The organism is Streptomyces sp. NPDC031365 (genome assembly GCF_055569765.1).
In genome coordinates, this window is record NZ_JBVIIM010000004.1 from 438787 (window position 1) to 464209 (window position 25423).

The 25423-nt window shown below is 71.5% G+C and carries 21 protein-coding genes; 11 read left to right on the plus strand and 10 right to left on the minus strand.

Going from position 1 to position 25423, the window contains the following annotated elements; genetic code table 11:
* Nucleotides 1-177: 177 nt before the first annotated feature.
* The 4 genes from ACZ5C2_RS09925 to ACZ5C2_RS09940 all read right to left on the minus strand — a co-directional run bounded on the left by ACZ5C2_RS09925 (nt 178) and on the right by ACZ5C2_RS09940 (nt 2982).
* A complete protein-coding gene (locus ACZ5C2_RS09925) occupies nt 178-336 on the minus strand; it encodes a DUF6760 family protein (protein ID WP_215209509.1) in 159 nt (52 codons plus the stop codon).
* A complete protein-coding gene (locus tag ACZ5C2_RS09930) occupies nt 333-872 on the minus strand; it encodes a hypothetical protein (RefSeq protein ID WP_468788490.1) in 540 nt (179 codons plus the stop codon). Before ACZ5C2_RS09930 ends, ACZ5C2_RS09925 begins: the two co-directional genes overlap by 4 nt.
* Complete coding sequence (locus tag ACZ5C2_RS09935; protein ID WP_360400493.1) at nt 872-1315, minus strand: phage tail protein; 444 nt, start codon at nt 1313-1315, stop codon at nt 872-874. Before ACZ5C2_RS09935 ends, ACZ5C2_RS09930 begins: the two co-directional genes overlap by 1 nt.
* A 74-nt stretch (nt 1316-1389) precedes the next feature.
* Nucleotides 1390-2982, minus strand: coding sequence for a phage tail sheath family protein (locus ACZ5C2_RS09940; RefSeq protein WP_468788492.1), 1593 nt, complete (start codon nt 2980-2982; stop codon nt 1390-1392).
* Between the two features lie 509 nt (nt 2983-3491).
* On the opposite strand from ACZ5C2_RS09940, the gene ACZ5C2_RS09945 reads away from it, so the two are divergent.
* A complete protein-coding gene (locus ACZ5C2_RS09945; protein WP_468788494.1) occupies nt 3492-4871 on the plus strand; it encodes a ricin-type beta-trefoil lectin domain protein in 1380 nt (459 codons plus the stop codon).
* 133 nt (nt 4872-5004) lie between these two features.
* Here ACZ5C2_RS09945 and ACZ5C2_RS09950 read toward each other — a convergent pair whose 3' ends face one another.
* The 3 genes from ACZ5C2_RS09950 to ACZ5C2_RS09960 form a co-directional block, all read right to left on the minus strand.
* Nucleotides 5005-7068 (minus strand): ATP-binding protein, encoded by a 2064-nt coding sequence (locus ACZ5C2_RS09950; protein ID WP_468788496.1) that lies wholly within the window; start codon nt 7066-7068, stop codon nt 5005-5007.
* On the minus strand, nt 7065-7709 hold the full coding sequence (locus tag ACZ5C2_RS09955) for a Pvc16 family protein (RefSeq protein ID WP_468788498.1): 645 nt from the start codon (nt 7707-7709) through the stop codon (nt 7065-7067). The genes ACZ5C2_RS09950 and ACZ5C2_RS09955 overlap by 4 nt, the downstream gene beginning before the upstream one ends.
* Nucleotides 7710-7872: 163 nt before the next feature.
* Complete coding sequence (locus tag ACZ5C2_RS09960) at nt 7873-8544, minus strand: helix-turn-helix transcriptional regulator (RefSeq protein WP_468788500.1); 672 nt, start codon at nt 8542-8544, stop codon at nt 7873-7875.
* Between the two features lie 440 nt (nt 8545-8984).
* Between ACZ5C2_RS09960 and ACZ5C2_RS09965 the strand changes: the two genes are divergently transcribed.
* Nucleotides 8985-12044: an AAA family ATPase gene (locus tag ACZ5C2_RS09965; protein WP_468788572.1), complete on the plus strand. Its 3060-nt coding sequence runs from the start codon at nt 8985-8987 to the stop codon at nt 12042-12044.
* Here ACZ5C2_RS09965 and ACZ5C2_RS09970 read toward each other — a convergent pair.
* A complete protein-coding gene (locus tag ACZ5C2_RS09970) occupies nt 11974-14280 on the minus strand; it encodes a (Fe-S)-binding protein (protein WP_468788502.1) in 2307 nt (768 codons plus the stop codon). The two genes, ACZ5C2_RS09965 and ACZ5C2_RS09970, sit on opposite strands and share 71 nt — an antisense overlap.
* A gap of 261 nt (nt 14281-14541) precedes the next feature.
* On the opposite strand from ACZ5C2_RS09970, the gene ACZ5C2_RS09975 reads away from it, so the two are divergent.
* The 7 genes from ACZ5C2_RS09975 to ACZ5C2_RS10005 all read left to right on the plus strand — a co-directional run bounded on the left by ACZ5C2_RS09975 (nt 14542) and on the right by ACZ5C2_RS10005 (nt 22681).
* Entirely contained in the window at nt 14542-15579 is a 1038-nt protein-coding gene (locus tag ACZ5C2_RS09975) for an MraY family glycosyltransferase (protein WP_468788504.1), read from the plus strand.
* 93 nt (nt 15580-15672) lie between these two features.
* Complete coding sequence (gene dnaK, locus ACZ5C2_RS09980; RefSeq protein WP_468788506.1) at nt 15673-17535, plus strand: molecular chaperone DnaK; 1863 nt, start codon at nt 15673-15675, stop codon at nt 17533-17535.
* Nucleotides 17532-18200, plus strand: a complete 669-nt coding sequence (grpE, locus tag ACZ5C2_RS09985) for a nucleotide exchange factor GrpE (protein ID WP_468788508.1) — start codon at nt 17532-17534, stop codon at nt 18198-18200. The genes dnaK and grpE overlap by 4 nt, the downstream gene beginning before the upstream one ends.
* A 36-nt stretch (nt 18201-18236) precedes the next feature.
* On the plus strand, nt 18237-19424 hold the full coding sequence (dnaJ, locus tag ACZ5C2_RS09990; protein WP_468788510.1) for a molecular chaperone DnaJ: 1188 nt from the start codon (nt 18237-18239) through the stop codon (nt 19422-19424).
* Between the two features lie 6 nt (nt 19425-19430).
* Nucleotides 19431-19880, plus strand: coding sequence for a heat shock protein transcriptional repressor HspR (locus ACZ5C2_RS09995; protein ID WP_468788512.1), 450 nt, complete (start codon nt 19431-19433; stop codon nt 19878-19880).
* A 274-nt stretch (nt 19881-20154) separates the two neighbouring features.
* The gene (locus tag ACZ5C2_RS10000; protein ID WP_468788514.1) at nt 20155-21261 is read left to right on the plus strand and encodes a sugar ABC transporter substrate-binding protein; all 1107 of its coding nucleotides are present in this window, start codon (nt 20155-20157) and stop codon (nt 21259-21261) included.
* A 388-nt stretch (nt 21262-21649) separates the two neighbouring features.
* The gene (locus tag ACZ5C2_RS10005) at nt 21650-22681 is read left to right on the plus strand and encodes a helix-turn-helix transcriptional regulator (RefSeq protein ID WP_468788516.1); all 1032 of its coding nucleotides are present in this window, start codon (nt 21650-21652) and stop codon (nt 22679-22681) included.
* Here the strand turns inward: ACZ5C2_RS10005 and ACZ5C2_RS10010 are convergent.
* Together ACZ5C2_RS10010 and ACZ5C2_RS10015 are read right to left on the minus strand one after the other, a co-directional pair.
* The gene (locus ACZ5C2_RS10010) at nt 22644-23624 is read right to left on the minus strand and encodes a helix-turn-helix transcriptional regulator (RefSeq protein WP_468788518.1); all 981 of its coding nucleotides are present in this window, start codon (nt 23622-23624) and stop codon (nt 22644-22646) included. The two genes, ACZ5C2_RS10005 and ACZ5C2_RS10010, sit on opposite strands and share 38 nt — an antisense overlap.
* Nucleotides 23621-24640: a helix-turn-helix transcriptional regulator gene (locus tag ACZ5C2_RS10015; RefSeq protein WP_468788520.1), complete on the minus strand. Its 1020-nt coding sequence runs from the start codon at nt 24638-24640 to the stop codon at nt 23621-23623. Before ACZ5C2_RS10015 ends, ACZ5C2_RS10010 begins: the two co-directional genes overlap by 4 nt.
* Nucleotides 24641-24744: 104 nt before the next feature.
* Here ACZ5C2_RS10015 and ACZ5C2_RS10020 point away from each other — a divergent pair, with 104 nt between their 5' ends.
* Entirely contained in the window at nt 24745-24945 is a 201-nt protein-coding gene (locus ACZ5C2_RS10020; protein ID WP_468788522.1) for a hypothetical protein, read from the plus strand.
* Nucleotide 24946: 1 nt separating this feature from the next.
* On the plus strand, nt 24947-25282 hold the full coding sequence (locus ACZ5C2_RS10025; RefSeq protein WP_468788524.1) for a hypothetical protein: 336 nt from the start codon (nt 24947-24949) through the stop codon (nt 25280-25282).
* The last annotated feature ends 141 nt before the right edge of the window (nt 25283-25423 follow it).

Genomic DNA, 25423 nt, shown 5'->3' on the forward strand with positions numbered 1-25423 from the left:
TGATCCCGTGGATCTCGGGGATCTCGGGGACGCGAGGGATGCCTCCGGGGACACCCGTGCCGCACCCGCACCCGCACCCGTGGCCGGGGACGAGGCAGGGGACGGGGCGGGCGGGCCGGCCTCGCCCCGCCTCCCCGGCGCGTTCCTCCGCAACCGGTCGAGGAATCCCATACCGCGTCAGCCCTCCGCCGTGGCGCGGGTGACGAGCGAGGTGATCTGCTCCGTGTACCGGCGGCGGTCGCCGTGTTCGAGGTCCAGGATGTTCTCCAGGCTCCAGTGGAAGTGGTAGGCGATGTACGCGATCTCCTCGTGCAGCCGGTCGGTCGCGTACGTCACGATTCCCCCAGGCGGCTCCCGCCGAGTTCGACCTCGAACGGCTGCTCGCAGTGGGGACAGGTCACGCCGGCCCGGGTGTGGCCCTCGGCGTTGACCTGCCGGTAGAAGTCCTGGAGGAACGCCAGGTCGGAGGCGAACATGTTCTCCACCACCCCGTCGTGCACCATCGGGAGCGTGCCCAGCCTGGTGATCACCCGGCCGAGGAGGACCACCGACAGGTACGCGGGGTTCTCCTGCACCCGGATGTCGCGCAGCGGGATCAGCTCGTCCCGGGCGGTCGCCAGCCGCATCACACCGTGCCGGTGCACGGTCCCGGAGTCGTCGACGTACCCGCGCGGCAGCTCGAACGGGAACTCCGTGCGCAGCGCCTGGCCCGCGGGGGCGGCGGACGCCGCCGGAGCCGGGGCCGGCCCGACGGCGTCGGGCACGGCCTGCTCCGGCTGCGCCGGACTCTCCGCGAACGGCCCCTGAGCGGCCCCGTCCGCGGGGGCGCTACCGGCCGGGAGGGATCCCGGCCGGGCGGTGGTGCGGCGCATTACTCGATGACCAGTTCTTCGAACGTGATGGTCACGGTCTCGGTCAGCGCGGAGGCCTCACCGGCCTTCACCGTGCTGGTGTCGATCTTGCTGCACCAGGCGTTGCGCATGTTGTACCGCTTGACCGGATTGTTCTGGTAGTCCATCACCATGATGGTGGCGTTCTTGCGGGCCGTGGACATCGCGCCGTTGACCGACTCGTTGATCCACTGGTTGAACGCGGCGGACTGGGTCATACCGCGGACGACGGTGCAGGTGCCGGCCTTCTTCACACCCGGCATCTTCTTGGTGACGGGCTTGCCCTGGGACGAGACCTGCTGGTACTCGATGACGTCCTGTTCGATGCTGAGGCCGCTGACCTCGGCGAGGTACTCGACCATCACACCGTCGATCTGGAGGCCGAAATTGTGTGACGTGAGGGCGTCACCCGGCTGCAGACTCATGGGTTCTTACTTTCCTTCGGAAGAGGGGAGGGCGGAGACCGCGGGGGAACGGAGAGGAAGACGGAAGGCCTCCCCTACTCCTCCAGCTCCCCGCTGCCGCTGGAGAACTGGGCCAGCCGGAAGATCACGAACTCGGCCGGCTTGACCGGCGCGATGCCGATCTCGCAGATGACCCGGCCGAGGTCGACGGACTCCGGCGGGTTGGTCTCCTCGTCGCACTTGACGTAGTACGCCTCCTCCGGCCGGGCGCCGAAGAGGGCGCCCGAGCGCCACTCGTTGACCAGGAAGGCGGAGACGTTGCGCCGGATCCTGGCCCACAGCTGGTGGTCGTTGGGCTCGAACACCACCCACTGGGTGCCGATCAGGATCGACTCCTCCAGGTAGTTGAAGTACCGGCGGACGTTCAGGTAGCGCCAGGCCGGGTCCGAGGACAGGGTGCGGGCGCCCCAGACGCGGATGCCGCGGCCGGGGAAGGCGCGGATGCAGTTGACACCGATCGGGTTGAGCAGGTCCTGCTCGCCGCGGGTGATCTGGAGCTCCAGGTCGACGGCGCCGCGCACCACCTCGTTGGCGGGCGCCTTGTGCACCCCGCGCTCGAAGTCGTTGCGGGCCCAGACACCGGCGATGTGACCGCTCGGCGGAACGGTCCGGCTCTGGCCGCTCGCCGGGTCGAAGACCTTGATCCAGGGGTAGTAGAGCGCGGCGTACTTGGAGTCGTAGCCGGCGGTCTCCTGGCGCCACACCCGGATGTCACGGGCGTTCAGGCCGGGCGGCGGGTCGATGACGGCGACCCGGTCGCCCATCAGTTCGCAGTGCGCGATCAGGCCGAGCTGGACGGCCTTGACGGCCTCCAGGCCGATGGCGCCGCGCTGGTAGGCGGCCATCAGGTCGGGGACGGCGACCATGGAGATCTCGTCCACGGCCTCCAGACCGCCGAAACCGGTGCGGTCCGCCGAGTCGCCGAGGTACTGGGCCGGGCCGGGGTGGCTCTCGGCACCGTCGGCGCCGGCCGGGGCGGCGGGAGCGGCGGCCGGGGCGACGAGGGCCACGGTCTGGTTCTCGGGGCGCGCGAGCTGCGCGGCCGGTGCCGCCTCCTGCACGGTGATGAGCTTGGAGCGCTCCTTCACCTGCGTGACGACGTAGGTGCGGCTGCTCTTCTTGGCGCTCACGTCGAAGCTCTCGACGGGCCTGTCGCCGTCCTTGACGACGAGTCGGAACCGCTCGGCGGGGCCCTCGCCCTCGGGGTCGGAGACCTCGACGCTGAGCGGGCCGGACCCCGCGGCCACGGCGGTCACGGTGAACGTGCCGAGCTGCTGGGGCGTTCCGGCGGGCAGGGCGGCCGGCGCGGCCGAGCCGGTCACCTCGGCGGGGGCGCCGGACGTCTCACCCGCGGCACCGCCCGGGGCGCCGCCGACGCGGACCACGTAGGCCGCGCTGCCGCCGTTGTTGAAGAAGCCGTAGACGGAGTGCGCCAGGTAGTACCCGTCGGTGAAGGCACCGAAGGCGGCGACGAACTGGGTCCAGTTGGTCACCAGGGTCGGTTCGTTCAGCGGGCCGGACGGTGCGAGCCCGACGAAGGCCGCCACCGATGTCCCCACTCCCTCGATGGGACGCGAGCCGCTGGCCACCTCCTCGACGTAGACGCCCGGCGACAGGTAGGACGGCATGCTCTGCTCTCCTCGGGGTACAAGTCAGGACGACGTCCACCCTCACGCGCGAAGCGCGTCACGCGGAACGGCTGGGAGTGCTGTGCTCGGGGCACCCCTGTTGCCCGGAAGGGCAAGGCGCCGTCCCGCCCTCGGAACCGCCCCGGGACCGTTCCCCGTTCCGCCGCGACAGGGCCCGTGGCCGGGCTGGTCGCCCCGCGGCGCTCGGCGGGAGACATCCGTCCCCGCGGGCAGGTGCCCGCACCTCGCGTCGTGCTGACGGTGCACTGACGGCGCACCTCGGCCAGGGCCCGGACACCGCCCTCGCCCGCCCCCGCGCCCGTCCCCGGCAGACCCCGGGGACGGGTGCCCACGACCGGTTCCTCCCGGGCCGGGACGTACCCGCCACCGGGCCGGCGCGCGGGCCGGGACGTACCGCCACCGGGCCGGGCAACCGGGTGCCTTTCCGGGCAGCCGACCCTGCCTCGGAGTCTCCTGATCCCCCGGTGCGCGTCCCGTAGCGTCGGTGCGTGACCCTTTGGACTTCTCTTGAGCCGGCGTCGACGACGGTGGACCCCGGTGGCGGCGCGACGGTGCGGTTGCGGGTGCGCAACACCGGTGACGTGGTGGACGAGTACCGGTTCGAGCCGGTGGGGGACCTCGCGCCGTGGACGCGGGTGGAGCCGCAGTCGCTGCGGTTGTATCCGGGGACGACGGGGACCGTGGAGGTGTCGTTCGCCGTGCCGCGGACGCCGGACGCGGTGGCGGGGCCGCATCCGTACGCGGTGCGGATCACGCCGACGGAGCATCCCGAGGCGACCGCCGTTCCCGAGGGGAATGTGACGGTCACCCCGTTCACCGAGGTGCGGGCCGAGTTGGTGCCGCCGGTGGTGAAGGGACGGCTGCGGGGGCGTCCGAAGCTGGCGGTGGACAACCTCGGGAACACCAAGGTGACCGCGTCGCTCAGCGGGAGTGACAACGGTGACCAGCTCTCGTACGACCTGGATCCGGGCAATGTGCAGATCGAGCCCGGACGGGCGGTGTTCGTCAGGACGCGGCTGAAGCCGCGGGAGATCATCTGGTTCGGTTCGAAGCAGGAGCGCCCGTACACGCTGGCGGTACAGCGGTCGGGCGTCGATCCGCTCGAGGTGGAGGGGAAGTTCGTCCAGCGCGGCTTCCTTCCCGGATGGCTGGCCACGGTACTGGGGATGACGCTGGCGCTGGCGGTCGCGTTCGTGGTGATCTGGCTGACGTACAAGCCCGACGTCCGTTCCCTGGCCACCGAACAGATGGCGCAGGCCGAAGCCGGCGCGATTCCCGTCCCCAGCCCCGCGCTGTCCGCGCCGGCCGCCTTGCCGAGCGCAGGGCCGTCGCAGGAGGTGAAGGCGCCCGAACAGGAGAAGCCGGCGGGCGCCGGGGACTCGGACGGTGCGGGCTCCGAGAAGGAGGAGGAGTCGTCCGGCGACGGCGGCGGAGGCGGCCAGGAGAAGCAGGACGAGCCGGCCGTCCTGGTCGGTGACCTCATCGTGGGCAACGGGTCCAGTCGGTGCGTCACGGTCCCGCTGAAGAAGGGCAAGGCGGAGGACGGCACCGGTCTGGTGCTCCAGGACTGCGACCCCGAGGCCGCCAACCAGCGGTGGGACTTCCGGGGCGACGGCACCGTCCGCTCCATGGGCATGTGCATGGACGTGGCCTGGGCGTCCAAGGACGACGGTGCCCAGATCCAGCTGGCCCGGTGCAGCGGCAACCCCGCCCAGGACTTCGTGATGAGCGGGGCGGCGGACCTCGTCAACCCGCAGGCGGACAAGTGTGTCGACGCCATGTGGAGCGGCACCGCCAACGGAACGGGGCTGCACCTGTGGACGTGCGGGGGCACGCCCAACCAGAAGTGGCAGCGGCAGTCGGCCTGACCCGGTGCCGGGCCGCCCCGGCAGCGGCAGCCGGTGCGACGCGGACCCGGTGGCGTCGGCCCGGGGGGAGTCGGGCCGACGCGGACTTCCTGGCCGCCCCGGACGGGGTGGCCACCAGGTGTCCTCGGGGTGATTACCAGGTGCCCTCGCCCGGCACCAGCCGCCCCGCCTTGCGGTACTCCCGTCGCGCGCCCTCCAGCAGGTCGGCCGTGGTGACCGGCCCGCCCCGGTCCGCGGCCGCGTAGGCGGCGGTGACCACGGCGCTGCGGATGGAACCGCCGGCCAGATCGAAGTCCCGCGCCACCTCGTGCGCGTCGACGCCGTCCGCGCACGGCACGCGGGAGAGGCTGTGCCGCCACAGCGCGAGCCGCTGGCCGGCGTCCGGGAACGGGAAGTCGACCACCAGGTCCAGCCGACGGGTGAAGGCCTCGTCGATGTTGGCCCGCAGGTTGGTGGTGAGCAGGGCGATGCCGTCGAAGGACTCCAGGCGCTGGAGCAGGTAGGCGCTCTCCATGTTGGCGTACCGGTCGTGCGCGTCCTTGACCTCGGACCGCTTGCCGAACACCGCGTCCGCCTCGTCGAAGAGCAGGACGGCGTCGGTGCGGTCCGCCTCGGAGAAGACGCGCTCGAGGTTCTTCTCGGTCTCGCCGACGTACTTGTCCACGATCGAGGACAGCGACACGACGTACAGGTCCAGGCCCAGTTCGGCGGCGACGACCTCGGCGGACAGCGTCTTGCCCGTGCCCGACTCGCCCGCGAACAGCCCCAGTACGCCCCGGCCCCGGCCGCCGCCGGCGCTGAGCCGCCAGTCGCCGAGCACCCGGTCGCGGTGCCTGGCCCGCCGGGCCAGTTCCCGCAGCTGGGCCAGGGGCGCCGCGGGCAGCACCAGGTCGTCCCAGGTCACCGCCGGCCGGATCCGCCGGGCGTGCTGTTCAAGACCCGAGGTCGACTGCTGGCGGGCGGCGAGCCTGAGGTGGCCGGGGGTGAGGGCGGTGTCGTCGAACGCGGCGAGGCCCCGGGCGGCCCGCACGGCCCGCGCCACCCGGTCCGTGCTCAGGTGGTACGGGGCCACGGTGGCGGCAAGGTCGAAGCCGAGGGGGCCGGAGGGGACCGCCGGTGTGCCCGTTCGGGCATCCGGCCCGGCTCCGGCGTCCGTGTCGCCCCCGTCGTTCAGGGCCGCGGCCCAGGTGTCCACGGCGCCCGCTCCCAGCCGGGGGGCGTCCAGGACGAGGGGGTCGTGGTCGCACCACTGCGGGTCGTACGGCCGGGAGCCGGTGAACACCACCGGCACATCGGGCACCGACAGTGCCCGCACGAGTGCCCCGGGGTCGTCCGGGAGCGGGGAGACGACCACCGCGCAGTCCCGCAGCCGGGCCTCGCGCAGCAGGGCGTTCAGCGGTTCCCCGGTGTGCGGTCCCCGGGGGGCGTAGTGCAGGGCGCCGCCGGGAAGGGCCCGCGCGGCGTGCGCCAGGCCCTCGCCCTCGCGGTGCTCGCGCAGGTAGACGGTGAGCGGGGCGGCGGCCAGCCGGGCGGCGAGCCGCCCGGTGAAGGGGTCCCCGTCGGGTGTGTCCGCGAGGGACGGCACGGTGAGCGGGCGGGCCAGCCCGGTGAGGGACGGATCCGGGGTGTCGTCGCCGAGGAGGTGGGCGAGCAGTCGGCCCGGGACCCGCAGCGACCGGCTGAGGAAGGGGCGTTCCGGTTCCTCGACGTCGAGCAGGGCCAGGGTCCGCAGGCGCGCCGAGGGGTGGAAGACGGAGCGGGCCTCGGGCCGGTGCACGGGGGCGCCGCACAGGTCGAGCGCGAGCCCGGTGGTGGCGCGGCGGCGGCCCACGTCGTCATTGAGGTAGCCGTACAGGGGTTCGAAGGAGCGGTCGAGGTCCGGGGCGAGTGCCACGAGCAGGACCGAGATCTCCAGCGGGCGCAGGCCGAGCCGCCGCGCGAGCGGACCGAGCCGGTCGCCGGGTGGCTCGTCGTCCCCGGGACGGTCGTCGTCCCCGGGACGGTCGGGGGACGGCCGGGTGGGGGTGGCGTGAAGATGGTGCCGTACGGCTTCCTCGGACAGGTACAGGCCGCGGAGCGGGTCGTCGGCGGTCGGGTCGCCGGCGGCGCGGTGCTCGACCAGCAGGGCGACGCGTTCCCGGAGCCGCGTGACGCGCTCGAGGAGCGCCTCGGCCGGGTCGTGGAGGTGGCCGTTCAACGGTTCCGCCTCCCCCGCTCGACGTGGTGCGGACGGTGGCCGCGCCCGGGTGAGTCGTCCTGGGTGCCGTCGACCGAGCGAACCCGTACGACCGCGCCCTCGGTGACCGGCGGACCGACGTCGTACTCGGGGAAGGACGGGAACGGGACGATCACCACCAGATCGAGCGACGGCTTGAGTTCACCGCCGAGCGCGGACCAGATCTCGGCCAGCGACCGCGACTCGGTCTGGACGCCGGCCACCGTCAGCGACACGGACAGCCCCAGCGCGCCGAGCGCGCCGGGGAGTTCGGCGGGCGGCAGGAGCTCGCGGGGCAGCAGCGTCGCCAGCGCGGCAGACAACAGCCGGTGTTCGTCCTGGGGTTGCTTGGTCCAGGCGGTGACCAGGTACGACAGCCGGAACCAGCGCGGTGGCAGCCGGCGTTTCATGATCCGGCCGCTGCCGTCGGTGACCGCGACCGCGCCGCGTTCCCGCCGTGAGACCTCCTCACGGATGTCGTACAGGTAGGCGTTGAGGGCGGGCGCGTTGCGGCGGGCCGCCCAGTCCCGGGTCGGGGCGTCCAGGGACACCTCGATGCCCGAGCCGGCCAGGGCGCCGCTCTTGAGAAGCCCCTTGAGGACCTCGTCCACCTCGTGGATCACCGTCGTACTCCTGCTCTGCCGTGGTGCGGCTCACCGGCTGCCGGACCACCGGGCCGCCGGGCTCCACCGATCGTGCCCGGGGACGCGCGGCGCCGTGCCCGCCCCCGGAGAGGGAGCGGGCACGGCGGACTGCCCAAGGGGGCGAACACGATTGCCTGTTCGGTCAGATGTAGCCTTCCCGAAGGGCGTACGCGACGGCGTGTGCGCGGTTGCGGAGGTGCAGCCGGGTGGTGATGCCGTGCAGCACGTTCTTGACCGTGCGTTCGGAGTACGAGAGTTTGCTGGCGATTTCTCCGGTGTCCAGACCCTCGGAGACGAGCCTCAGGACGTCGGCCTCACGGGCCGTCAGGCCGGAGGAGGGGCCGCCGGGGTGGCCCGCCGAGGTGCGGTGCAGCGTGCCCACCTGGTTGATCAGCCGGCCCAGCAGGTCCCCGGGGAGGTCCCCGTCGCCCCGTGAGGCCGCCACGACGGCACGCACCATCCGGTGCGCGGTGGCCTCGTGGCGCCAGACGATCGCGCCGACCCCGCACTCGACCACGTCGAGGAGTTCGTTCTCCCGGATCGCCCCGACCACGAGCACGGCGCGGCTGCCGTCACTGCGCACGAGCTTGCGCATCCGGGTCAACAGGCCCTCGTCCAAGTGGTCGTTGATGAGGAGGGCCACGGTGTCCGGACCGGGTCGGCCGCCCTCCACCAGCTCGATGACCGGGTGCCGGCGGAGTTCACTGACCGCGCCGGCCCGGGAGATGGGGTCCGGGGCGTCGACCACCACGGGGATCCGGGTCCCCTGCCCGGCGGCCGGAGCCGTTTCCGAGGTTCCGAACGAGCTGCGCAACCGATTCCCCATACCCGAGTTGCGGACACCATGGGGGTGTCCGCGTCCGATGCTTCGGTTACACACTCCTGTGCCGGGTGGGACGCGGGCCATCGTGGAGAACCACGAGACGCACCACGAGATCACGCGCACCGCACACCGGCCGGGCACGCGTCGGTCCCCCCGACCGTGCCTCTCCCCTGCGTTTTCGCCCCGGTCCGGGGGCAGGGCCCGGCTCTGCGGGAATGCAACACGACCCGGTGTTCTTCGTCCATACCTTTGGCAGGGATTCACCCCTGGTTCGTGTTTGTTGCCTCAAGAGGCTGTTCCGCTTGGCCCGTCGGGGCACCCGCCGGGCCTGCTGAGCGTCTTCATGGAGGGGACGGCCGCCGTTCCGCCCGCACCGCTCGCCCGCACCCCGACCCCGATCCGCCCCGGCCCAGGAGGAAGCGTTGCCCTCAGTGGAACCCCTCAGTGAACGGGACGACGCCCTGCGGCTGTTGGCCGCGGAGGCCGAACGCGCCCGCGAGGGATCGGGCCGCCTGGTCCTGCTGCGCGGAGCGACCGGCACCGGCCGCACCGCGCTCCTGCGGGCCGCCGCCCAGGAGGCGGCGGACCGGGGGATGTGGGTGCTGCGGGCCCGCTGCACCCCGGAGAACAGCGGTACGGACTGGTGCGTCGTCCACCAGCTCTTCGGCGAGGAGGCGGACTTCGTCGACGACCCCCCGGCGGATCCCGGCACCTCCCGGACCGCGCACCACCGGACGCGGGCCGCGTTGTGGCGGCTGCTGGAGGCGTACGCGGGCGAGGCTCCGCTGTTCGTGGCGGTCGACGACGTGCACGCCGCCGACCCGCCCTCGCGCCGCTGGCTGGCGGAGGCGGCCCGGCTCGTCGACGGACTGCCGGTGCTCCTGGTGGTCACCGAGCGCAGCCAGTACGACATCGATCCGCCCGGCGCCGGTTTCGCCCACGGGCTCTCCCCCGCCCTCGTCCGCACCCACACCCTCGCCCCGCTGAGCGCCGACGCCGCCGCGGGACTGGTCCGCGCCGCCTTCCCCGGGGCCGCGCCCGACCGGGTGGCCGACTGCGTACGGGCCGGGGCGGGCAACCCGATGCTGCTGCGCGCCCTGCTGGACGACCTGTCGTCCTGGGACACCGCCGGCGGGTCCGCCCCGCCGGCGGCGCTGCCGGACACCTGTGCCGCGCTGTACCCGGGTGCGTATCCGGACGCCGTGTCCTGGTGGCTGGCCGGCGCGGGCGGCGCGACGGCCGGGGTCGCCCGTTCCCTGGCCGTGCTGGAGAGCGGGGAAGCGGACGCGGGGGCCGTACGGGCTCCGTCCGCGGACGGAGCCGTGCCCGCGCGGGACCGGTGCCCGGGGTACGGCCCCGCCGAACGCCGCGACACCCAGGCCCCGATCCTCGCCAGGATGGCCCAGGCGGACTCGGCCCGGGTCGCGGGCTGGCTCACCGCGATGACCCGCCTGGGCCTGCTGCGCCAGGACGCGGACGGCCTGTACCGGTACGCCCATCCCCTGCTGCGCGACGCGGTGCTGAGCGGCTGGACGAGCGGCCGGCGCAGGGCGGCCCACCGGACCGCCGCCGAGGAGCTGATGCGCGGGGGCGCCGGGGTCGCCGTGGTGGCCGGGCACCTGTCGCACGCCTCCGCGGTGGCCGAGCCCTGGGCCGTCGACGTGCTGGTCGAGGCGGCGGCCGACGAGGTGCACGCCGGCCGTCCAAGGGGTGCCGTGACGTTACTGCGACGCGCCCTCGACGAACCCATGGCGCCGGTCCGCCGGGCCACTCTCCTCATCCAGCTCGGTTCCCTGGAGTGCGCCGCGTACCCCTCCGGCGGCATCGCACGGCTCGCGGAGGCCGTACGGCTGCCGGGCGGGGCCCGGGACCTGGTACGGGCAAGGGTGGCCCTGGCCACGGCGCTCGCACGCAGCGGGGAGACCGGGGCGGCGCTGCGCATGCTCCGGGAGGAGGAGCAACGGCTGGCGGACGAGCCCGACCTGGCGCGCACGCTGCGCGCCGTCGCCGTACTGATGTCCGACGAGGAACTGGGCGCCCTGAGGAAGGAGTACCAGCGGCGGTCCGGGCCCGACGGGGGCACCCCGGACCTGCTCGGCGTGGCCCACCGGATACTGATCGTGCGGTACGAGGCGACGGCCGGTCTGATCTCCTCCCGGGACGCGATGGCGCAGATCCGCGCGCTCACCGAGGGGCCGGTCGACCCGCTCGCCGAGCCGTTCCTGTTCGGCACGGCCGCCGCCGTGGCCCAGTGGGCGGACGAACTCGACGAGGCCGAGCGCCTCCTACGGCGCGCCCTGGCCACGCTGGACTCCTTCCTGCTGCACCCCATGCACCACGTCCTGCTCGACGTGCGCGTGGATCTCGCGGCCGCCCGCGCGGATTTCGACGCCGTGCTCGCCGACCCGAGCGCCCGGTCGTCCGGGGCCGGGCCGTCCGGGGCCGGACCCACCAGCGCGCACACACAGGCCGTGATCGCGCTGGTGGAGACGGGACGGCTGGAGGAGGCCACCCGTCTCGTGGACGGGTTCGACCTGCGGACGGCACCGGACTCCTGGCGGACCCACCGCTTCCTGTACGCGCGGGGGATGCTGCGTGCCGCCGCGGGGGACCCGGCGGCGGCGCTGGACGACTTCATGGAGTGCGGGCGGCGCCAGACGGCCCGTGAGGCGTTCAGGTCCGTGGTCGCCCCCTGGCGTGTCGCCGCCGCCGAGTGCCTGCTGGTGCTCGGCCGGCCGCGGGAGGCACTGGCCCTCGCCGAGGAGGAACTTCGGCTCGCCGAGGTGTGGCACACCCCGCGCGTGCGGGGCCGCGCGATGCGGGTGCTGGGCGAGGCCACGGGCGGCCGGCGCGGCCTGGAACTCACCGGCCGCGCGGTCGGGCTGCTGCGCGAGGGACCGGTCGGAACGGAGCTGATCTCGGCACTGATCTCCCACGGTCGCCTGCTCAACGCCTCGGGGGAGCGCTCCCGCGCCCGGGTGTCGCTGCGCGAGGCGGTGGAGCGTGCCGAACGCCTCGGCGCGCTCCGGCTGCGCACCGTCGCCGAGGGGTTGCTCCACGAGGGCGGTGCCCGGCGCGCCGGTGCCCCGCGCACCGGTTCCGCCGCGCTCACCGGCAGCGAACGCCGTATCGCCGGCCTCGCGGCCGAGGGACGGACGAACGCGGAGATCGCCGCGTCGCTGCACCTCGCCCGGCGCACGGTGGAGACCCATCTGACGGCCGCCTACCGCAAACTCGGCATCCGCCGGCGCACCGAACTCCCCATGGCCCTGCTCCCCGCCCCGCCCGGCGCCCCGGCCCGCACGCCCGACCCGGTCCGCCCGCCCGACCCGGGGCGGGCTGCCCCGCCGGGCGGCGAGTCGGGCGCGGACATGTCGAAGGGGCCGCCCTTTCGGGCGGCCCCTTCGACGGAGTGCCGCGTTACTTCACCGGCTCCGGCTCCGGAGCGGGCTCGCTCGCCTCGTCACCGTCCGGGTCGGCCGGGGTCTTGACGGAGTCCAGCAGCAGCTGGGCGACGTCGACGACCTGGATGGACTCCTTGGCCGCCCCGCCCGCGGCGGAGCCGCTTTCGGATGAGGCCTTCTTGCCGTTGACCGAGTCGGTCAGCATGACCAGGCAGAACGGGCAGGCCGTGGAGACGATGTCCGGGTTGAGGGCGAGGGCCTCGTCGACACGCTCATTGTTGATGCGCTTGCCGATCCGCTCCTCCATCCACATCCGGGCGCCGCCGGCGCCACAGCAGAAGCCGCGCTCCTTGTGGCGGTGCATCTCCTCGTTGCGCAGGCCCGGGACCTTGCCGATGATCTCGCGCGGGGGCGTGTAGATCTTGTTGTGGCGGCCCAGATAGCACGGGTCGTGGTAGGTGATGAGGCCCTCGACCGGGGTGACCGGGATGAGCTTGCCCTCGTCCACCAGGTGCTGGAGCAGCTGGGTGTGGTGGATGACCTCGTAGTCGCCGCCGAGCTGCGGGTACTCGTTGCCGAGGGTGTTGAGGCAGTGCGGGCAGGTGGCGACGATCTTCTTCGCGGACCTGGGCTTCTTCGACTCCTCGGTGACGTTGCCCTCGTCGTCCATCTCCTCGCCGAACGCCATGTTCAGCGCGGAGACGTTCTCCATGCCGAGCTCCTGGAACAGGGGCTCGTTGCCCAGACGCCGCGCGGAGTCACCGGTGCACTTCTCGTCGCCGCCCATGATCGCGAACTTGACGCCGGCGATGTGGAGGAGTTCCGCGAAGGCCTTGGTGGTCTTTTTGGCGCGGTCCTCCAGGGCGCCGGCGCAGCCGACCCAGTACAGGTACTCGACCTCGGAGAGGTCCTCGATGTCCTTGCCGACGACGGGGACCTCGAAGTCGACCTCCTTGGTCCACTCCAGGCGCTGCTTCTTCGCCAGGCCCCAGGGGTTGCCCTTCTTCTCCAGGTTCTTGAGCATCGTGCCCGCCTCGGACGGGAAGGCGCTCTCGATCATGACCTGGTAGCGGCGCATGTCGACGATGTGGTCGACGTGCTCGATGTCGACGGGGCACTGCTCGACGCAGGCGCCGCAGGTGGTGCAGGACCACAGGACGTCCGGGTCGATGACGCCGTTCTCTTCCGCGGTGCCGATCAGCGGGCGCTCGGCCTCCGCGAGAGCCGCGGCGGGGACGCCCGCCAGCTGCTCCTCGGACGCCTTCTCCTCGCCCTCCATGGTCTTGCCGCCGCCGGCCAGCAGGTACGGGGCCTTGGCGTGCGCGTGGTCGCGCAGGGACATGATCAGGAGCTTGGGGGAGAGGGGCTTGCCCGTGTTCCAGGCGGGGCACTGCGACTGGCAGCGGCCGCACTCGGTGCAGGTGGAGAAGTCCAGCAGACCCTTCCAGGAGAACTGCTCGACCTGGGAGACGCCGAAGACGTCGTCGTCACCGGGGTCGGTGAAGTCGATCGGCTTGCCGCCGCTCGTCATCGGCTGGAGAGCGCCCAGGGCGGTCCCGCCGTCGGCCTCGCGCTTGAACCAGATGTTCGGGAAGGCGAGGAAGCGGTGCCAGGCCACGCCCATGTTGGGGGTCAGCGAGACGACGATCATCCAGACGAACGAGGTCCCGATCTTGATCATGGCGACCAGGTAGACCAGGTTCTGCAGCGTGCCGGCCGACAGGCCGTCGAAGGCGAGCACCAGCGGGTACGAGGCGAAGTACGCGGGCTCGTAACCGTCCACGTGGTGCAGGGCGCCCTCCAGGCCGCGCAGCACGTAGATGGCCAGGCCGATGGTGAGGATGACGTACTCGACGAAGTACGCCTGACCCGACTTGGAGCCGGTGAAGCGTGACTTGCGGCCGGCGCGGGACGGGAGGCTCAGCAGCCGGATGGCGATGAGTACGGCGATGCCCAGGACGGTCATCACGCCGATGAACTCGATGTACATCTCGAACGGCAGGAAGCCGCCGATGACCGGCAGCACCCAGTCCGCCTGGAAGAGCTGGCCGAAGGCCTGGGCGAGGGTCGGCGGCAGCGTCAGGAAGCCGACGGCGACGAACCAGTGGGCGATGCCGACGATGCCCCACCGGTTCATGCGCGTGTGACCGAGGAATTCCTTCACCAGGGTCACACTGCGCTGGTAGGGATTGTCGGTCCGGGTGCCGGCCGGGACCGGCTGGCCCAGCTTGAAGTACCGGACGAACTGGCCGATCACGCGTGCGAGCAGCGCGACGCCGATCACGGTCAGTACCAGCGACACGATGATCGCGGCGAGTTGCATGGGGGCTCCTCGGGCCTGCGAGGGGTTTCAGGAGGGTTGTCTCGGGGGCTCCAGTACGGCTTCCCCGAGATTACTAAGCGGTAACTTATGCAGTCCGTCTGAGACTACCCCGATCTTCGGCCGCACTGTAGCCGGGCGCGGGGTGATCTGAATCGCTGAGGGCCGTCTGTGGCGTCGGCTCTCAGGGCCGGTCCGGATGGCGTCCGAGATCCGATCGTGTTATTCGCGCTAAATCGGCCCATATGCACCTAACTTATATCCGTGCTCTACGGAATCGCCGTCTCCGCCGTCGCCCTGCTGCTGTCCGCCTTCCTCACGGCGCTGCTGCGGGCCCCCGCCCTGCGCCTGGGAATCCTGGACCGCAGACGGCGCCGCCCGGTGCCGCTGTCCGGGGGAGCGGCCGTCGTGCTGGTCACCGGGCTGGTCGCGGCCGCGGGGGACGCGACCGGGATCGCGCCGCTGGGCACCGGGGCCGAACGGCTGCCGGCCGCGGCGGCGTGTGTGGGTGTGCTCGGGCTGGCCGTCGACGTCTGGCGGCTGCGGTGGTGGGTCCCGCTCGCCGGTACGGCCGTGGCGGCGGCGCTCGTCGTGCCCTACGAGGAGACCGGGGCGGTGGGCGGCATGCTCGCCGCGGGGTGGATCGTCGCCGTCTCCGCCGCCTTCCGGGGGCTGGACCATGCCGACGGGCTGGCGGGTGGGGTGGGCGTGGTGACCGCGTTCGGGGTGGCGGCCTGTGCCGCGGCCGAGCTGATGGACGGGATCGCGGTGCTGTCGAGTGTGCTGGCCGCCGCGCTCGCCGGGTTCCTGCTGCACAACTGGCATCCCGCGCGGGCGGCGCTCGGCGCGGGCGGCTCGCTGTTCACGGGGTTCGTGCTGGCCTCGGCGGCGGTCGTGGTGCGGGCGGGGCAGGGAATCGGCGTCGGTGCGGGGGTGTTGTTCGCGCTGACGGCCGTGGCCTGCGCGGACGCCGTCCTGGTGGTGCTCGCGCGGCGGCTGGCCCGGTGGCCCCTGACGCGCGGGCGGCCGGATCATCTCGGGCACCGGCTGCGACGGCTGGGCATCGCTCCCCGCGCGGTGGCCGTCCTGCTCGGTGCGGCCTCGCTGGGCGGGGTACTGGTCGGGGTGGCCGTGCACACCGGACGGATGTCCGGAAGCGCGGTGGTCTGGGTGGCGGCGGTCGCCGCGGTGGTCGTCGTCGTGCTCGTGCGTCTCCCCGTCACCCCCGCTTTCCGGGCCCGCCAGCGGTCCTCCAGTGCGTTGCCGCAGGTCACGGACCGGTTGCGTGTAAGGAACGGATAAGAGTTGAGTCCACTCGACTCAGCTCTGTTGACCCTGCGGCGTACGTCATGCATGCTTGAGTCCGTTCCACTCAAGTCAGTTGGAGGAATCGAAATGGCACGTGCGGTCGGCATCGACCTGGGCACGACTAACTCCGTCGTCAGCGTTCTGGAGGGCGGCGAGCCCACCGTCATCACCAACGCCGAGGGCGCCAGGACCACGCCGTCCGTCGTCGCCTTCGCCAAGAACGGCGAGGTGCTGGTCGGCGAGGTGGCCAAGCGCCAGGCGGTGACCAACGTCGACAGGACCATCCGGTCGGTCAAGCGCCACATGGGCACCGACTGGAAGATCGAGCTCGACGGGAAGCCCTTCAACCCGCAGCAGATGAGCGCGTTCGTGCTGCAGAAGCTGAAGCGCGACGCCGAGTCGTACCTGGGCGAGAAGGTCACGGACGCGGTCATCACCGTCCCGGCGTACTTCAACGACGCCGAGCGCCAGGCGACCAAGGAGGCCGGCGAGATCGCCGGTCTGAACGTGCTGCGCATCGTCAACGAGCCCACGGCCGCCGCCCTGGCGTACGGCCTGGACAAGGACGAGCAGGTCATCCTGGTCTTCGACCTCGGTGGCGGTACGTTCGACGTGTCGCTGCTGGAGATCGGCGACGGCGTCGTCGAGGTGAAGGCCACCAACGGTGACAACAACCTCGGTGGTGACGACTGGGACCAGCGCGTCGTCGACTACCTGGTCAAGCAGTTCCAGTCCGGGCACGGCGTGGACCTGGGCAAGGACAAGATGGCGCTCCAGCGCCTGCGCGAGGCCGCCGAGAAGGCGAAGATCGAGCTGTCCTCGTCCACCGAGACCACGATCAACCTCCCCTACATCACCGCCTCCGCCGAGGGCCCCCTGCACCTCGACGAGAAGCTGACCCGCGCCCAGTTCCAGCAGCTGACCGCGGACCTGCTCGAGCGCTGCAAGACGCCGTTCCACAACGTCGTCAAGGACGCCGGCATCCAGCTCAGCGAGATCGACCACGTCGTCCTCGTCGGCGGTTCCACCCGTATGCCCGCCGTCGCCGAGCTCGTCAAGGAGCTGACCGGCGGCAAGGAGGCCAACAAGGGTGTGAACCCGGACGAGGTCGTCTCGATCGGCGCCGCGCTCCAGGCCGGTGTGCTCAAGGGCGAGGTCAAGGACGTCCTGCTGCTCGACGTCACCCCGCTGTCCCTCGGTATCGAGACCAAGGGCGGCATCATGACCAAGCTGATCGAGCGCAACACCACGATCCCGACGAAGCGCTCCGAGATCTTCACCACGGCCGAGGACAACCAGCCGTCGGTGCAGATCCAGGTCTACCAGGGCGAGCGCGAGATCGCCGCGTACAACAAGAAGCTCGGCATGTTCGAGCTGACCGGTCTGCCCCCGGCGCCGCGCGGCGTCCCGCAGATCGAGGTCTCCTTCGACATCGACGCCAACGGCATCATGCATGTCACGGCGAAGGACCTCGGCACCGGAAAGGAGCAGAAGATGACCGTCACCGGCGGCTCCTCGCTCCCGAAGGACGAGGTCGACCGGATGCGCCAGGAGGCCGAGAAGTACGCGGAGGAGGACCACGCCCGCCGCGAGGCAGCCGAGTCCCGCAACCAGGGCGAGCAGCTCGTCTACCAGACGGAGAAGTTCCTCAGCGACAACGCGGACAAGGTTCCCGGTGAGGTCAAGACGGAGGTCGAGGGTGCCGTCGCCGAGCTGAAGGAGAAGCTCAAGGGCGACGACAGCGCCGAGATCCGCACCGCCACGGAGAAGGTCGCCGCCGTCTCCCAGAAGCTGGGCCAGGCGATGTACGCCGACGCCCAGGGCGCCCAGGCGGCCGGCGGTGCCTCCGCCGGAGCCGGTGCGGGCGCGGGTGCCGGTGACGCCAAGGCGGACGACGACGTCGTCGACGCGGAGATCGTCGACGAGGACCGCAAGGACGGTGCGGCGTGACCGAGGAGACCCCGGGCTTCGACGAGCAGTCGCAGCAGCCCGACGTCCCCTCCGACGAAGCCGAGCCGAAGGCCGCCACCCCCTCCTCGGAGGAGGCGGCGGCCCCGGCCGGGGACGACACGGGCCAGAGCGCCGCCCTGGTGGCACAGCTGGACCAGGCACGCACGGCGCTCGGTGAGCGCACGGCGGACCTCCAGCGCCTCCAGGCCGAGTTCCAGAACTACCGCCGCCGGGTCGAGCGGGACCGCGTCGCGGTCAAGGAGGTCGCCGTGGCGAACCTCCTGACCGAGCTGCTGCCCGTACTCGACGACGTGGGCCGCGCCCGCGAGCACGGCGAGCTGGTCGGCGGCTTCAAGTCGGTCGCGGAGTCCCTGGAGACCGCCGTGGCCAAGCTGGGCCTCCAGCAGTTCGGCAAGGAGGGCGAGCCCTTCGACCCGACGATCCACGAGGCGCTGATGCACAGCTACGCGCCGGACGTCACCGAGACGACGTGCGTGGCGGTTCTGCAGCCGGGGTATCGCATCGGCGAGCGCACCATCCGCCCCGCGCGGGTGGCCGTCGCCGAGCCCCAGCCGGGCGCGCAGACGGTTCAGCCGGCCGAGGAGAGCACCGAGGCGCAGGACGGCCCGGAGAACAAGGAGAGCGGTGGCCCGGACGAGGGCTGACGCGGGAGCTGACGCAGGGAAGGAGGGACGTCGGGGATGAGCACCAAGGACTTCATCGAGAAGGACTTCTACAAGGTCCTCGGCGTCCCCAAGGACGCCACCGAGGCCGAGATCAAGAAGGCGTACCGGAAGCTCGCCCGCGAGTTCCACCCGGACGCCAACAAGGGCAACGCCAAGGCGGAGGAGCGGTTCAAGGAGATCTCCGAGGCGAACGACGTCCTCGGCGACCCCAAGAAGCGCAAGGAGTACGACGAGGCGCGCGCGCTCTTCGGCAACGGCGGCTTCCGGCCGGGGCCGGGCGCGGGCGGCGGCGGTTCCTTCAACTTCGACCTGGGTGACCTCTTCGGGGGTCAGCAGCCCGGCGGCGGCCAGGCGGGCGGCGGCTTCGGCGGCGGCCTGGGTGACGTCTTCGGGGGCCTGTTCAACCGTGGCGGCGGCACGGGGACCACGCGGACCCAGCCGCGACGCGGCCAGGACATCGAGTCCGAGGTGACGCTCAGCTTCACCGAGGCGATCGAGGGTGCGACGGTCCCGCTGCGGATGTCGTCGCAGGCGGCCTGCAAGGCCTGTTCGGGCACCGGCGACAAGAACGGCACGCCGCGCGTGTGCCCGACCTGTGTCGGCACCGGGCAGGTGGCGCGGGGTTCCGGCGGTGGCTTCTCGCTCACCGACCCCTGCCCCGACTGCAAGGGCCGCGGTCTGATCGCGGAGGAGCCCTGCGAGATCTGCAAGGGCAGCGGCCGGGCCAAGTCCTCGCGGACGATGCAGGTGCGCATCCCCGCGGGCGTCAGCGACGGCCAGCGGATCCGGCTGCGCGGCAAGGGTGCTCCGGGCGAGCGCGGCGGACCGGCCGGCGATCTGTACGTCGTCGTGCATGTCGGCGCCCACCCCGTGTTCGGTCGCAAGGACGACAACCTCACCGTCACCGTCCCGGTGACCTACCCCGAGGCGGCGCTCGGCGGTGAGGTGCGGGTCCCGACGCTGGGCGGACCGCCGGTCACGCTGAAGCTTCCGCCGGGCACGCCCAACGGCCGCACCATGCGGGCGCGGGGCAAGGGCGCGGTGCGCAAGGACGGCACCCGCGGTGATCTGCTGGTCACCGTCGAGGTGAGTGTTCCGGGGGACCTGTCGGGGAAGGCTCGTGAGGCGCTGGAGGCGTATCGCGAGGCGACCGCGGACGAGGATCCGCGGGCGGAGCTGTTCCAGGCCGCGAAGGGAGCTTGATTGCAGATGGACGGCCGTCGACGCAATCCGTACGAACTGACCCATGACACCCCGGTCTATGTCATTTCGGTGGCGGCCCAGCTCTCCGGCCTCCACCCGCAGACGTTGCGTCAGTACGACCGGCTGGGGCTCGTCTCGCCGGACCGTACGGCCGGCCGGGGTCGGCGCTACTCGGCCCGTGACATCGAACTGCTCCGTCAGGTGCAGCAGTTGTCACAGACCGAGGGCATCAATTTGGCTGGAATCAAGCGCATCATCGAGCTGGAAAACCAGGTCGCGGCCCTCCAGGCCCGGGTGGTGGAGCTCCAGGACGCGCTCGACGGAGCGGCGACGGCGATGCGTCAGCGCGAGGCCGCGGTGCACGCGTCGTACCGCCGCGATCTCGTGCCGTACCAGGAGGTGCAGCAGACCAGCGCCCTGGTGGTGTGGCGGCCGGGGCGGCAGCAGTCGGACTGAACGCGCAGGTGACGTGGGGCAAGGGGTCCGGAGGTTCGTCGAAACCTCCGGGCCCCTTCTCTTATGCGCGACCACATTTGTGACTATGGTATGGCTGCGTGTCCAGATGATCCCCGCCAGGTGTTCGCAGGTCTTCCACGAGTTCAGCGCACCGTGCCGTGTCCATCTCGTTAAGTGGCTGCCCTTGACTCCGGTGGGGGCTGAAGCGTTGTCTTTCAGACACATGGGCCGAAAGCAGTGCCCACGTCCAAACGCACCTGAAGTGAGCCCGCGCATGCGTCGTATCGCCCTATCTGTGGCCATCACCTCGATGTCCGTCATGCTCGCCGGCTGCGGCGTGTTCGACGCGGCCGGCAGCAGCGACGAGGCGAGCCCGGCCAAGGGGGACGACATCACCGTCGGCCTTCTCCTGCCGGAGAAGGAGAACACCCGGTACGAGCAGTTCGACTACCCCATCTTCAAGGCGAAGGTGGAGTCCCTCACCAACAGGAAGGGCAAGGTCGAGTACGCCAACGCCGAGGCGGACGCCGGCAAGCAGGCGAGCCAGATGCAGCGGATGATCGACGGCGAGGTCGACGTCATCGTGCTGGACGCGGTCGACTCGAAGGCCATCGCGGAGGACGTGAAGAAGGCCAAGGACGCGGGCATCCCGGTCATCGCCTACGACCGGCTGGCCGAGGGCCCGATCGACGCGTACATCTCCTTCGACAACGGGCTGGTCGGCGAGGTGCAGGCCCGTGCCCTGCTGGAGTCGTTCCGCGGGGACGTCAGCATCACCGACAAGATCGTGATGATGAACGGCTCGTCGACCGACCCCAACGCCAAGCAGTTCAAGGCGGGCGCGCTCTCCGAGCTCAAGGGCAAGGTGACGATCGCCAAGTCCTTCGACACCAAGGACTGGAAGCCGGAGAACGCCCAGGCCAACATGACCGAGGCGATCAACGCGATCGGCGTGGAGAACATCGAGGCGGTCTACTCCGCCAACGACGGCATGGCGGGCGGAATCGTCAAGGCGCTGCGGGCCGCCGGCGTGACCGAGCTGCCCCCGATCACCGGCCAGGACGCCGAACTCGCGGCGGTGCAGCGGATCATCTCCGGCGAGCAGTACATGAGCGTGTACAAGTCCTATCCGGATGAGGCGGAGAGCGCCGCGGAGATGGCCGTGGCCCGGGTCCAGGGCCGGGACATCCAGTTCGACGCGCTGACCCGCGACCGGGTGGACAGCCCCACCGACAAGGACATCCCGGCGCAGCTGGTGCCCGTGGTCGCCCTGACGAAGGAGAACATCGCGGACACCGTCGTCGCCGACGGGATCTACCAGGTGTCCGACATCTGCACGGCGGAGTTCAAGGCGGCCTGCGCAGCGATCAAGCTGAAGTAGTCACCCCCTTCCCCGGCATGAGGCCACCCGCCGGTCCTCCGGCCGGCGGGTGGCCTCTTCCGTACTCCGTGGGGCGGCGCGTGGAGGGCCGGGCACACCGACGTGGCCGGAAAGGGCCGGTGCGGATGCCCGGCGTCGCGCGGCGGTGGTCCGCTCCCGCGTCGTCCGGCACGCGCGGGCTGTTCACTTCGTCGCTGCCTTCAGCTTGTTGCACGGCGCCCATGCGGGAGGACCCATATCCCGGACACCGGGGGCAACTCGGGGCACCGGGCGGGTGGAGTCACGTTGCGGAGCCGGTACGGTCCGCGCATAGTTGCGCTGCGGAAGCGCGAGCGCTCCGAGGTGTACCGAACCGACCGAGGGGCTGGAACCGGGGGTGGGACGGGCGATGGCCGGGCACGGGACGGACGGGCATCCACACGGTGCTGACCGACTGTGCGAGGCCGGGGATCGCGTGTATTCCCGGGCCGTACGGCGCGGGCGGCTGCCGCGCCGGGACGCGGAGCCGGTGCCCTGCCTGCTGGAACTGGCCCTGCTGCACCCGGACCCCGACGACATGGACTGGTTGGTGCCGACCTCCCCGCAGGAGGTCATGACCCGGCTGCTGCGCGGGATGTACGACGAGGTGAGCGCGAGTCAGCGCCGGGTCGGGTCGGCCGTGTCGGCCGTCGAGTGGTACGCCGGGCTGGGCCGTCAGGTGCCGGCGTCGCCGTCCGCGGCGGAGGGCCCGGCGATCCGGGTGCTGGACGGACTGGGGCGCATCCAGGCCGCGATGGACGAGGCGACTCAGGCGTGCACGACCGAGGTGCTCACCGTCCAGCCGGGCGGTATCCGGCGCGAGGCGGAGCTGTCGGAGGGCCTGCACCGGGCGATGGCGCTGCGCGGCCGGGGCGTACGCATGCGGGACCTGTACACGCATGTCGCCCGGCACGGGCACGGGTTGCTGTCCTACCTGGAGCTGATGGGCGACGCGGTGGAGGCGCGCACGCTGGACGAGGTGATCGAGCGGCTGATCCTCTTCGACCGCACGGTCGCCTTCATCCCCGCCAACTCCGAGCGCTCCATGGCGCTGGAGCTGCGCCACCCGGCGCTGGTGGAGTACCTGGGCACGGTCTTCGAGCGGCTGTGGCGGCTCGCCATCCCGCTGACCGCCCCGCTGCCCGATACCGGCATCGAGGGCATCTCGCACCGGGAGCAGTCCATCGCGGCGCTGCTGGCGGAGGGACACCAGGACGCGGTGATCGCGGAACGGCTGGGCATCAGCGTCCGCACGTGCCGGGCGCACATCGCCCGCCTGTCGGAGACGCTGGGGGCGGTGAGCCGTACGCAGCTGGGGGTGCGGATCGCACAGGCCGGCCTGGACGGTTCCCGGGGGCCGGCGGTCACTCTGCCCGGTCGAGGATCCCCGAGCGTGCGATGAGATACCCGAGCTGAGCGCGGCTGCCGCTGCCCAGGGTCGCGGCGAGCTTGGCGATGTGCTCGCGGGCGGTGCGCACGTTCATGCCGAGACGGTCGGCGATGACGGCGTCGGTGTGGCCCTCGACGAGCAGCGCGGCGATGGCCCGTTGGCGGGGGGTGACGCCGTTCAGGGTGGGCTGCGGCGCGTTCTTCGGGTACATGGGGGTGGCCAGGCGCCACAGCCGGTCGAACATGGTGGCGAGGTATCCGACGATCGCGGGGTCGCGGATCTCCAGCGCCGTGGCGCGGTCGGCGCGGGCGGGGACGAAGGCGACGGTGCGGTCGATGACGATCAGCCGGTCGGTGACCTCGTCCAGGCTGCGGGCTTCGACATCACCGTGCAGCCGTTCGTAGCGTGCGGCGATACGGGGGGCGTGTCGCAGAGTGTGCTGGTAGAGGGCGCGAATGCGGCCACCACGGCTCAGCAGCGCCTGGTCGCGGCGGATCGCGGGGTCGTCGACGGCCGGGTTGACGCGGGTGTACTGGCCGCGGGGCTGAATGGCCAGGAGTTCGGAGGCATCGGCCATCGTCTCATCGATGATCTGGCCGATGCGTTCGTACGTGGCGTGGAGCGTGAGGGTGGGCGTTGCCCGGACGTCGTCGTGTCCGCTCGCCAGGAGCAGCGGGGCGAACGCTTCGGCCAGCCGCTCCTCCCGGCGCCGCTCGTCGGCGATCCGGTCCGCGGAGGCGCGCAGAAGGCGCCGTAGGCCGATTTGGGGAGCCACGGGCTCCCACTCGTCCTGGTCGTCGACAGCGGGGTGCAGCAGGCCGAGGTCGACGAGGCAGGGCACCGCTCTTGCTTCCTGAGCTGCCACCCGCCCCTCGCGCAGGGCCCGTTCGTACAGGGCGGTACCCGTGGAACAGAGCTCCTCCACCCCGTGCTCTGCGTGCGCCACCGAGGTCACTTGGGTGCTCCCTCCTGGTTGAGGATGCCCGATTCGGCGATGAGATAGCCGAGTTGTGCCCGGCTGCCGCTGCCGAGGGTGGCGGCGAGCTTGGCGATGTGAGCACGGCACGTCCGCACGTTCATCCCGAGACGGCGGGCGATGGCCTCGTCCACGTGGCCCTCCACCAGAAGCTTGGCGATGGAATGCTGTATCTCCGGTATGCCGTCGGGCGCGGTTTCGTAGGGGGTGCCGGCCGTCAGCGGCACCGCGCGGCTCCACATGAACTCGAAGACCTTGATCAGGTAGCGGACGAGTCCCGTGTGCCGCAGCTCCAGCGCGACTTGACGGTCGTCGCGCACAGGGATGAAAGCGACCGTCTCGTCGCAGATGATGAGGCGTTCAACCAGCTCGTCAATGGTGCGGTACTCCGCCCTGCCGTTGGTGAACTGCTCGACGTAGGAAAGGCGTTCAGGACTGAACCGGGCCGTGTGCTGGTACAGGGTACGTATGCGCACGCCGCGCTCGATGAGCAGCCGGTCGCGTTCGAATCCCTGCAGCAGACTGCGTTCGGGCCGGTGGCCACTCGGCTGGACGGTGAGCATCTCCGTCCGGCACTGGGCGGTGGCCAGGTCCAGTGCGCTGTTGATGCGGTCGTTGCCCTCGAGCACCGTGATCGAGTGAGTGGGGGTGATCTCCTGGGCACTCAGGGACATGAACGGCTCGAAAGTGTCTGCAAGTTCTATCGACAGACGCCTGCGTTCGGTGATTTCCCGCTCGATGGGGCTCAATCGCTGAGCCAGTGCGATCGACGGAAGCACCGGACGCAACCACTGCGCATCATCGGGATCCGGATGAAGAAGGGCGAAATCCATCAAGCAGGGTGCGAGTTCCACCTCCGCGCGGGCGATACGTCCCGCGCGGAGGGCATTCGCGTACAGTCGCACGCCCTCGTCGCACAGCTCAGTCACCGCGTGAGGATGTGCCGCATTAGTCTGTTTGGTCCTCAAATCTCCACCCCCCAGGGTCCTGAACATGCAGGAACATGATGCACCGATCGTGTGGCCATGACGTGCCCGAATGAGCCATCGTCGTACTCGACGGGGGAAGAGGGGACCTTCAAGTGAGGACGAAGCCGACTATGGGTAAGAAAATGCTTCGCTCGGTGCTTGTCGCCGCCTTCTCCGTCGGTGTGGCCTTCGGGGTGGTGGGCGGCCTCTCCGAGGCGGGCGACGTCCGGGCGGACAGCGTGTGGCCGCCGAGCGTCGCGCAGGAGGCGGCGGATGGCGACAGCGTGTGGGCGACGGGCCCGGCACGTACGGATGACAGCGTGTGGGCCTGACATGACTACTCCACCCGACGACCGTTCCTTCCGCCGTGAGATGGCGACCGCCTACCGATCCGGATGGCACTTCATCGACCTGGTCACCGCCATCCCCCACAGTGGTGACTCGTTGATGGTGACCGTGTTCAGTGAGCCGGTCGTGGTCACGCGCGACGAGGACGGAGACGTACGGGCGTACCGGTGTCTTCGGCGGCCCAGGGGTGCGCCGAAGCCCGTGCGGTGTGCCATCCGGTACGGAATGATCTTTGTGAACCTGGACCAGCGGGACCATCAGCAGGTGGAGTCCGACTCCCCCGTCCCCAGGACCATCTCGGCCACCCCCCGCAGTGCCTGACGCGATTCCCCCGTCGTAACAAGATCGCGCAGGTGCTTCCCCCCGCAGCGGGGGGGGGGGGGGGGGGGGGGGGGGGGGGGGGGGGGGGGGGGGGGGGGGGGGGGGGGGGGGGGGGGGGGGGGGGGGGGGGGGGGGGGGGGG

Bases quoted from the DNA above. Each gene is read 5' to 3' on its own strand.
- ACZ5C2_RS09930 (WP_468788490.1), bottom strand. From the start codon at position 872: ATGCGCCGCACCACCGCCCGGCCGGGATCCCTCCCGGCCGGTAGCGCC.
- ACZ5C2_RS09935 (WP_360400493.1), bottom strand. From the start codon at position 1,315: ATGAGTCTGCAGCCGGGTGACGCCCTCACGTCACACAATTTCGGCCTC.
- ACZ5C2_RS09940 (WP_468788492.1), bottom strand. From the start codon at position 2,982: ATGCCGTCCTACCTGTCGCCGGGCGTCTACGTCGAGGAGGTGGCCAGC.
- ACZ5C2_RS09970 (WP_468788502.1), bottom strand. From the start codon at position 14,280: ATGCAACTCGCCGCGATCATCGTGTCGCTGGTACTGACCGTGATCGGC.
- dnaK (WP_468788506.1), top strand. From the start codon at position 15,673: ATGGCACGTGCGGTCGGCATCGACCTGGGCACGACTAACTCCGTCGTC.
- dnaJ (WP_468788510.1), top strand. From the start codon at position 18,237: ATGAGCACCAAGGACTTCATCGAGAAGGACTTCTACAAGGTCCTCGGC.
- ACZ5C2_RS09995 (WP_468788512.1), top strand. From the start codon at position 19,431: ATGGACGGCCGTCGACGCAATCCGTACGAACTGACCCATGACACCCCG.
- ACZ5C2_RS10000 (WP_468788514.1), top strand. From the start codon at position 20,155: ATGCGTCGTATCGCCCTATCTGTGGCCATCACCTCGATGTCCGTCATG.
- ACZ5C2_RS10005 (WP_468788516.1), top strand. From the start codon at position 21,650: ATGGCCGGGCACGGGACGGACGGGCATCCACACGGTGCTGACCGACTG.
- ACZ5C2_RS10015 (WP_468788520.1), bottom strand. From the start codon at position 24,640: ATGTTCAGGACCCTGGGGGGTGGAGATTTGAGGACCAAACAGACTAAT.
- ACZ5C2_RS10020 (WP_468788522.1), top strand. From the start codon at position 24,745: ATGGGTAAGAAAATGCTTCGCTCGGTGCTTGTCGCCGCCTTCTCCGTC.
- ACZ5C2_RS10025 (WP_468788524.1), top strand. From the start codon at position 24,947: ATGACTACTCCACCCGACGACCGTTCCTTCCGCCGTGAGATGGCGACC.